Annotated in this window: 9 protein-coding genes; 3 read left to right on the forward strand and 6 right to left on the reverse strand. The window is 64.8% G+C overall.

Going from position 1 to position 8,790, the window contains the following annotated elements:
- Position 1 precedes the first annotated feature (1 nt).
- The 6 genes from arfB to ACGYK4_RS11685 all read right to left on the reverse strand — a co-directional run bounded on the left by arfB (position 2) and on the right by ACGYK4_RS11685 (position 5,322).
- Complete coding sequence (gene arfB / locus ACGYK4_RS11660) at positions 2-424, reverse strand: alternative ribosome rescue aminoacyl-tRNA hydrolase ArfB (protein WP_067267837.1); 423 nt, start codon at positions 422-424, stop codon at positions 2-4.
- A 329-nt stretch (positions 425-753) separates the two neighbouring features.
- Positions 754-1,374 carry a queuosine precursor transporter gene (locus ACGYK4_RS11665; protein ID WP_394429626.1) on the reverse strand — a complete coding sequence of 207 codons (621 nt, stop codon included), beginning with the start codon at positions 1,372-1,374 and terminating at the stop codon, positions 754-756.
- A 63-nt stretch (positions 1,375-1,437) separates the two neighbouring features.
- A complete protein-coding gene (locus ACGYK4_RS11670; RefSeq protein ID WP_394456642.1) occupies positions 1,438-2,352 on the reverse strand; it encodes an esterase-like activity of phytase family protein in 915 nt (304 codons plus the stop codon).
- A complete protein-coding gene (gene mepA, locus ACGYK4_RS11675) occupies positions 2,325-3,269 on the reverse strand; it encodes a penicillin-insensitive murein endopeptidase (RefSeq protein ID WP_394429622.1) in 945 nt (314 codons plus the stop codon). The genes ACGYK4_RS11670 and mepA overlap by 28 nt, the downstream gene beginning before the upstream one ends.
- Positions 3,266-4,639 carry an MFS transporter gene (locus ACGYK4_RS11680; RefSeq protein WP_394429620.1) on the reverse strand — a complete coding sequence of 458 codons (1,374 nt, stop codon included), beginning with the start codon at positions 4,637-4,639 and terminating at the stop codon, positions 3,266-3,268. The genes mepA and ACGYK4_RS11680 overlap by 4 nt, the downstream gene beginning before the upstream one ends.
- A gap of 104 nt (positions 4,640-4,743) precedes the next feature.
- On the reverse strand, positions 4,744-5,322 hold the full coding sequence (locus ACGYK4_RS11685; protein ID WP_394456644.1) for an acyl-CoA thioesterase: 579 nt from the start codon (positions 5,320-5,322) through the stop codon (positions 4,744-4,746).
- Between the two features lie 132 nt (positions 5,323-5,454).
- On the opposite strand from ACGYK4_RS11685, the gene ACGYK4_RS11690 reads away from it, so the two are divergent.
- From ACGYK4_RS11690 to yaaA, 3 genes are all read left to right on the forward strand, one after another.
- Entirely contained in the window at positions 5,455-5,742 is a 288-nt protein-coding gene (locus ACGYK4_RS11690; RefSeq protein ID WP_067622549.1) for a YggT family protein, read from the forward strand.
- Between the two features lie 109 nt (positions 5,743-5,851).
- Positions 5,852-7,897, forward strand: coding sequence for a DNA helicase RecQ (gene recQ, locus ACGYK4_RS11695; RefSeq protein ID WP_394456646.1), 2,046 nt, complete (start codon positions 5,852-5,854; stop codon positions 7,895-7,897).
- A gap of 31 nt (positions 7,898-7,928) precedes the next feature.
- Positions 7,929-8,708: a peroxide stress protein YaaA gene (yaaA, locus tag ACGYK4_RS11700; protein WP_394456648.1), complete on the forward strand. Its 780-nt coding sequence runs from the start codon at positions 7,929-7,931 to the stop codon at positions 8,706-8,708.
- Positions 8,709-8,790 lie beyond the last annotated feature (82 nt).

An 8,790-nucleotide genomic window follows, 5' to 3' on the forward strand; every position in this document is an offset into this window, starting at 1 on the left:
CTTAACCGTCGGGATCGACCTTGCCCCGCATCGCTTTGACCTCCCCGCGCACCTTCTTGGCCTTGAGACGGCGCTTTTTCGACCCCAGCGTCGGGCGGGTGGCGATGCGGCGTTTCGGCGGGGTGAGGGCGCGGCGGATCAACTCGGCCAGACGCTCGCGCACCAACTCGCGGTTGCGGGCCTGACTGCGGGTCTCGTCACATTGCAACACCAGCGCACCTTCGGTGGTCCAGCGCCGCCCGGCCAGACGGCGCAGGCGGTTTTTCACCGGTTGCGGCAGGGAGGGCGAGGTGGCGGCTTCGAACCGCAATTCCACCGCCGAGGAGACCTTGTTCACATTCTGCCCGCCGGGGCCGGAGGCACGCATGAAGCTTTCCGTCAGCTCCCAATCCTGAATGGCGATGTCATCGTTGATGTGCAGCATGGGCTCTCCTTGCCCCGCAACATGCCAGCCCGCGCGGTGAGGGTGAAGGGGGAATGCGAAATGGGCCGCCCCTTACGGAGCGGCCCAATCGAATGGTTTCAGGAGGGGGATCGGTTAGACCGACGTCCACCAGGTGGTTGCATTGCCAGGGGCTGCCCTAGCAGGAAACCCCGCTGGCTGTTCCGACACCTCGCTCCAATACCTTTCTTGACACTGGATCACCTCCTTTACATTTGTTGAACTCACCCTGAGCGTTGCACAGGTTTTGAAATTCGCAAAGCGTTTTTTTAGAGGGGCGCGGCGGCAGGGGGTGGCCCCCTGCGCCGGTATCACGCGCGGGCGGTCAGCCGTGCGGTCAGCAGCCGGAAGGGGATCAGCGCGATGAGCGCGATGGCCAGTTTGACCGACCAATCCGCCACGGCGAGCGAGACCCAGAGCGGCGCGAGCGGGCCCGCGCCCAAAAGCGGCAGCGTCTCAGCGGCCCAAGAGACATCGGTGGCGGGGTGGATGAACGACAGGCCGGCCGAAAAGGCGATGGAGAAAAACAGCGCTGTGTCGATCGCGCTGCTGATCAAGGTGCTGACCAAGGGCGCGCGCCACCATGCGCCATCGCGGAAACGGTTAAAGATCGTCACGTCCAACAGCTGCGCCACGAGGAAGGCGGTGCCCGAAGCCACGGCGATGCGGATCGTCACCAGCGGGCCGAACTCGCCCATGATCTGCGTCCCAATGAGCGAGCAGATCAGGCCCACGACAAAGCCCACCAACACGACCCGGCGCGCGGCGGAGGCACCGTAGAGACGGTTCATCACATCGGTGACGAGGAAGGCCAGCGGATAGGTGAAAGCCCCCCAGGTCAGCCATTGGCCAAAGAGAAACTGAACAAGGATATTCGAGGCCACGACGATGGCGGCCATGGCAAGGATGCCGGGAAGATAGGTGCGTGTCATATGTGAACCGTTTTGTGCAAGGGTGCGGCGACTTGGCCTGCGGGGATCGCAGACCGGACGACTTTAGCCCTCGGAACCCGGTTTGGCAAGGATCAGCTCGACCACCTCATTGCGCTGCATGACGAAGAAGTTGTCGTCCGACAGCAGGGTCAGCCGGGTTTGCCCCGCCGCATCCTGCCACGTGCTGAGCGCTTCGAGGTTGTCATACTGACCGGGGCCAGAGGTCAGCAGTGTCTCTTCGCCAAGCGCAGGCGCGGTGAGGTTAAAGCTGCGGATGCGGCTGCGAAACCCCAGCGGCGTGATCGTCCGCTCCAGCAGATAAAGGGTGCCGTCCTCGGCAAAATCGGCATCCACCGGCAGGAACGGCCCCCGGCGCGGGATCTCTGCGGTGATCGACCAACTGTTGCCGTCAAAGGCATAGAGCGGGAAATCACCCGAGGCCGGGCCGCCGCCTTCGGGGATCGCAAAGAGCCGCCCATCGGGGTGGGCGGCCAAAGTCTCCATCCCCGCGTTCGGCTCGAACTTGGCGAAGTCGTCATGTCTGGGCAGCGGGGTGGTGACGCCGCTCTCGGGCGACAGCCGCGCGACATGGTGGTCGTGTTCGAATGAGACGTAGAGTCGCCCGCTGCCGTCACGCGCCAGCGCTTCGGCGTCGCGCATCTTGTCGCGCAGGGGCTTGCCATCGGCATCTTTGAGCGGCGCATCCTCCTCAATCTCAAGCGACACCAGACGGCCCGCCTCGCGCAGCATGCGCGCTTGCACGACGCGGCCCCGGTCCGACACCGCCGTGAGGCGGGTGCCATCGGCATTCACCTCGACCCCGGAAAAGCCGCCGAACCACGGCGCCGGATGGCGCCATGTCAGCACGCTGTCCACCTGCACCACCGGCCCTGTCTGCGCGGCGGGGGCCACGCAGGCGATGAGCAGGAAGAACGGGAGGCAGGCGCGGATCAGTTTGCGTTCAAAACGGCGTTGCATTGGGCAGGCAGGTCCGCAAGCAGGATGTCGCGCTTGGGCTTGGGTTTCGTTTTGGGTGCGCTCGGGTCGGGCTTTGGCGGGTTCAGGATATTGGCCTGCCACTGCCGCGCATCGGCGCAGCCATCACCGGGCGGGGGCGGGGCCTGATCCACACAGCCACGCGCACCCTTGGGGCAGCTGATGCGGATGTGGAAATGGTAGTGATGCCCGTACCAAGGCCGGATTTTGCGCAGATAGCTGCGGTCGCCTTTCTCATCGGCGCACATCTGCACTTTTGCGCCGGGGAAAACAAAGATGCGCGCGGTGCGGGGGTCTTGGGCCGCGGCCTTGATCACCTCGTGATGCGCAGGTGTCCAAGAGGAATTCACATAGGCCCCGCTCGCCCGGCGCATGGAGATCGACGAGATGTTCTCGCGCTGCGCCCGGCTGAGGTTCAGGGACTTCGGCGGCAGCATCCAGATGTCGGCATCAAGCCCGATCTGGTGGCTGGCGTGACCGGTCAGCATCGGCCCGCCGCGCGGCTGGCTCATATCGCCGACATAGACGCCTTCCCAACCGGGCTGCTGCGCGGCCTTGCGGCTGAGCTTTTTAACCATGTCGATCATCTCGGGATGGGCCCAGTTGCGGTTACGCGACAGGCGCATGGCCTGCCATGTCGGTCCTGTCTCGGGCAATTGCTCGGCCCCGGCAAGGCAGCCTTTGGAATAGCTGCCGAAAGCCGCCGGAGACTGCGCGGAGGCAAAGCTCTTGGCCCCGAAAAGCCGCTTGGCCTCGACCGTGCTCAATGCGCCGCCCGAAGAGCCGATGGTCGGCAGGGCGACCTTCTCACCGCTGATGTCGGTCTCGGTCCGGCCGCCCCCGCAAGAGGCAAGCGCAAAGGCCAGCGCCACGGAGGTGAGGGTGCGAAGCAGCTTCATGTGGCGAAATCTCCCTTGGGTTTGACCCAAGCTAACAGGATCAAACCGACGATGAAAAGCCCCACGACGGGGGTGATGCCCAGCCGTTGGCTGCCGGTGAGGTCGCTGGTCAGGGCAATCAGTGCCGGTGCGAGAAAGGAGGTGGCCTTGCCCGAGAGGGCGTAGAGGCCAAACGCCTCGGTCATCCGATCGGGGTTTCCCTGCCGGGTCAGCATGTTACGCGATGACGCTTGGAGCGCCCCGCCCGCCGCGCCGATAGAGGCACCGGCGACGTAGAAGAGGATATCGGACAGGGCGGAGCCTTCGGGCAAAGAAACGCCCATGACGGAATTCGGCCCCAGAGAGATGATCAGGCAGGCGGTGGCGATGAGGATGACGCAACAGGCCACGATCACCGGCATCGGGCCGATGCGCCGGTCGATCCGCCCGCCCAGCACGCAGAACACCGCGCCCGAGATGGCCGCGAGGATGCCGAAGATGCCGATCTCTTGGATCGACCAATCCAGCACCCCAAGCGCATAGACCCCGCCAAAGGTGTACATCCCGTTCAGCGCGTCGCGGTAGAACATCGACGAGCCGAGATAGGCCAGCAGAGACGGGTGCTTTGGCAAGCCCCGCAGGGTGCGCGCCAAATCCGCAAGACCCGCGCCCACGCGATACCGCACCGCGCCGGGTTTCGGCCTGTCGCGCACATAGAGGAAGAAGGGGATCATAAAAACCGCGTACCAGATGGCCGTCAGCGGCCCGACGATGCGGGTGTCGGCCTTTGTCGCCGGGTCCAGCCCGAAAAGCGGCGTCAGCCCCGCCATGGTGCGCCCATTCGCGCCGCTTTGAAACAGAGCGATCATCGCGATCAGCGCCAGCACCCCGCCCGCATAGCCAAAGGCCCAGCCATCGCCGGAAATGCGCCCCCGCTCATCCGCGTCGGGGTGCAGCTCGGGCAGGTAGGCATTGGTAAAGATCGTTGCGAACTCCATCCCGACCAAGCCGATGCCGAAAAAGAACAGCGCCCAAAGCAGAGAGAAATCCGCCGGGGCCGTCCACCACAGCGCGCCCGCGCCGACCACATACATGGCCGAGAAGAGCCTGATCCAAGGCATCCGCCGCCCCGAGGAATCCGCCACCGCGCCCAAGATCGGCGCCAGCACCGCAATCGCGACGCCCGCCAATGCCAGACCATAGCCCCAGTATGCCTGCGCTTGGGCTTTGGCGGCGCCAAGCTCCATCCCGCCCTCGACCAGTGCATTGGTCGCGGTCTGAGCAAAGTAGGGGCCGAAGATGAAAGTCAGAAGCAGGGTGTTGTAAGGCTGGCTGGCCCAGTCAAAGAAATACCATCCCCAGATGCGCTTGCGCCCGCCTGTCTGTGCCATGTTGCGCCCTTTCGCGGCCTGCCCTTTTTCAAGTTAGAGCAGGGCAGGGCGCAAGGCGCAAGCGTCAGTAAGGGCAGGGGGTGAGGCAGAGGAGGGCGGTCGGCTCAGGCCGAAAGCGGCCCTGCCGCATCCGGGGTCGGGGCCGCGTCCTGCATCGGCGGCCAGGGGCGGTGCGCATCAGCGCGGATCCATTCGGCCACCCAGCCCGGCACCTCAGGCGAAGCTTGCTGCCGTCCCATTGCCTGCAAGACCTTTTCCGGCGGGATCAGCCCGTTACGATCGGTCACGGCGGAACGGTAGAGCACATGGCTCGCGCATTCGCCGTTCTTCTTCCACATGGATTGCTCAAGATAGATGAACTTGTCGTCCCAACACAGGGTCCGGCTGCGCATCTCGAATTTCTCGAACATGCGGATGCGGCGGCGGAACCGCGTGCTGGAGCCCGCGATGGTGATCGCCCATTTGTTCTGCCGCAGCAGCGTGATCAGCCCGGCCCGCTGCGCCATGGCGGTGCGGCCCAGATCATAGAGCGACAGCGCCCGCCCGTTGTTCAACTCCATCCAGATATCGAGGTCATGCGGCCAGCAGATGTGATGGCTGACATGGGTGTCGGTCAGGTTTTCCAGCGGCGCCTGCCGCGCGGCGACGATGACGTCTTTGGCCATGCGGATGATCGGGAACATGGGGCTTTCCTTTGTCGTGACGGTGCCGATCTGCGGCGGAAGCGCTGCGCGGTCAAGCATATACGTCGCGGCACTCTTGCCCTTTGCGGACGGGGCGCTTAACTGTCTTGCGTCACACCAAGGGGATATTCCATGACGTCACTGTTCCAAATCCTGATGCTGCTTTTGAACATCGTTTGGTTCATCGTCATCGCCCATGTCATCATGTCTTGGTTGATCAATTTTCAGGTGCTGAATCTCCGCCAGCCCTTGGTTGCGCAAATCTGGGACGGGCTGAACCGCATTCTAGAGCCGGTTTATAGCCGCGTGCGCAATGTGATCCCGCCGATGGGTGGTCTGGATCTGGCACCATTGATCGTGCTGATCGTCGTGGCCATTGCACGGATCGTGCTGACAAACAACGCCGCAGCCTTCTACTGACCCGTGCCCCGGCCCGCCCGCGCGCCGATGTCGCGGGCATCTGGCCTTGTTCACGCTTTGTTAGTGTGGGAGTCTGCATAAAAAGAGCAGACAATCTTACAGGTTCTCCATGACAGGCGCTGCCACGCTTCTTCGTGATGTATTCGGTTTCGACGGGTTCCGCCCCGGCCAGCAAGAGATTGTTGAGGCCGTGACCGAGGGCGAAAACGTGCTGGCCATCATGCCCACAGGCGGCGGCAAATCCCTGTGTTTTCAATTGCCTGCCCTGATGCGCGAGGGGGTGACGGTGGTCATCTCGCCGTTGATTGCCCTGATGCGCGATCAGGTCCGCAGCCTGCAAGAAGCAGGCGTCGCGGCAGGGGCGCTCACCTCGGGCAACACGCCTGAAGAGACCGATGCGGTTTGGGAGGCGCTGGAGGCCGGCACGCTCAAATTGCTCTATATGGCGCCGGAACGGCTGGCGGCGGGCTCGGCCATGGGGATGCTGCGGCGCGTCGGCGTCAATCTCATCGCCGTGGATGAGGCGCATTGTGTCAGCCAATGGGGCCATGATTTCCGCCCCGACTACCTGCGCATCGGTGAATTGCGCCGCACGCTCGACGTGCCGCTGGCGGCCTTCACTGCCACGGCGGATGCCGAAACCCAAGCCGAGATTGTCGATAAGCTCTTCGACGGTACCCCGCCGCGCGCCTTCCTGCGCGGTTTCGACCGGCCCAACATCCACCTCGCCTTCGCCGCAAAGAACAAGCCGCGCGACCAGATCCTCGCCTTCGCCGGGGCACGGCGCGGCCAGTCGGGCATCGTCTATTGCGGCACCCGCGCCAAGACCGAGGGGCTGGCCAAGGCGCTGCGCGATCAGGGGCAGGAGGCGCTGCATTACCATGGCGGTATGGAGGCCGATGACCGCCGCATTGCCGAGCGCCGCTTTCAGCAAGAGGACGGGCTGATCGTCTGCGCCACCGTGGCCTTTGGCATGGGGGTCGACAAGCCCGACATCCGATGGGTCGCCCATGCCGATCTGCCCAAGTCGATCGAGGCTTACTATCAGGAGATTGGCCGCGCCGGGCGCGACGGGGCACCTGCCGAGACGCTGACGCTTTTCGGCCCCGATGACATCCGTCTGCGCCGCGCCCAGATCGACGAAGGCCTCGCCCCACCCGAACGCCGCGCTGCCGACCACGGGCGGCTGAACGCGCTTTTGGGTCTGGCCGAAGCGCTGGAGTGTCGTCGCAAGACGCTTCTGGGATATTTCGACGAGGCCGAAGTCACCTGCGGACGTTGCGACCTTTGCGATAGTCCGGCGGAGGTGTTCGACGGCACCACGGCGGTGCGCAAGGCGCTTTCGGCCATGCTGCGCACCGACGAATGGTTTGGCGCGGGCCATCTCATCGACATCCTCTTGGGCAACGAGACCGAGAAGGTCCGCCAGCGCGGCCACCAGTCGCTGCCGACCTATGGCGTGGGCGGGGAATACAGTCGCAACGAATGGCAGGCGGTGTTCCGGCAGATGATGGGCCATGACCTCGTGCGCCCGGATGCCGAGCGCCACGGCGCGCTGCGCATGACCGACGCGGCCCTGCCGATCCTGCGTGGCGAGGCCAGCATCAACCTGCGCCGCGACACGATCAAGGCGGCGGCGGCCAACCGGCGGCCTGCGGTCAAGGCGATGGTCAGCGACGAGGATGCGCCGCTCCTCTCGGCGCTCAAGGCCAAGCGCCGCGCACTGGCCGAGGCGGCGCGCGTGCCCGCCTATATCATCTTCACCGACCGCACCCTGATCGAGATGGCCGAGGCACGGCCCGCCGACCTCGACGCCATGGCGCGGATCGGCGGCGTAGGCGCGAAGAAGCTGGAGAATTACGGCGCGGCCTTCCTCGAAGTCATCAACGGGGAGGCGCAGCCGATGCACAAGGCGCGGCGCAAGCTGGCGGGGCGCGAGGCGGGCAATGTCTATGATCAGCTTTTGCAGGTGCAGGCCGATCTGGCCCGCGGCGCGCAGGGCACCGAAAAGCCGCTAAGCTGTTCTGCCGCGATGCTCGCAAAGGTGGCGCAACTGCGCAGCGCCGACCCTTCGGCCATCGAACGATTGCTCGGCGACAAACGCGCCGAACGCTTTGGCCCCGCCTTTCTGGACGTTCTGCGCGACGCGGGCTAGATCACCCCGAAACGCCCCCAAGGAGACTGCCATGCTCGTCGTTATTTCCCCCGCCAAACGCCTTGATTGGGCCGAGCGCGATGTCGCCGTCACCCAGCCTGATTTTCAGGAAGACGCCGTGCGGCTGGCGATGACTGCGCGCAATCTCAGCTTGGGCGATCTCAAAAGCCTGATGGGGCTGAGCGACGATCTGGCGCGGCTCAACCGTGACCGCTTTCAGGCGTTCGAGGCTGAGCCCACAGCCGAGGTCACCCGCCCCGCCGCGCTGGCCTTTGCGGGCGATACCTATCAGGGGTTGGAGGCCGCGAGCCTTGATGCCGATGAGATGACCTTTGCCCAAGATCACCTGCGCATCCTGTCGGGCCTTTACGGCGTGCTGCGCCCGCTCGACGCGATCCAAGCCTACCGGCTGGAGATGGGCAGCAAGCTGAAAACCCGCCGGGGCGGCAACCTTTATGACTATTGGCGTGACAGCCTGTCAAAGGCGCTGAATGCCCAGGCCGAAGCCACCGGCAGCGATGTTCTGGTGAACTGCGCCAGTCAGGAATACTTTGGCGCGGTGGACCTCAAGGCGTTGAAGCTGCGGGTGATCACCCCGCAGTTCATGGAGGACAAGGGCGACGGCAAATGGCCGAAGATCGTCAGCTTCTTCGCCAAGAAAGCCCGCGGTGCCATGGCCCGCTACATCGTGCAGCACCGGGTGAACGACCCGGAAGGCTTGCAGGATTTCGACAGCGGCGGCTATGCCTATCAGTCCGATGCCTCGACGCCCGAGCGTCCGGTCTTTGTCCGGCCCTACCCGTCGAACTGACCCACAGGCGGGGGGCGATGCGCGCCTTCCCGCCGTGCGCCACCCGCCGGGCGATTGCCGCGCTTGGCGAAGGGGCGTAGAC

The sequence above is a fragment of the Sulfitobacter sp. 1A13368 genome, from assembly GCF_043557275.1.
Taxonomy (GTDB): Bacteria; Pseudomonadota; Alphaproteobacteria; order Rhodobacterales; family Rhodobacteraceae; genus Sulfitobacter; species Sulfitobacter faviae.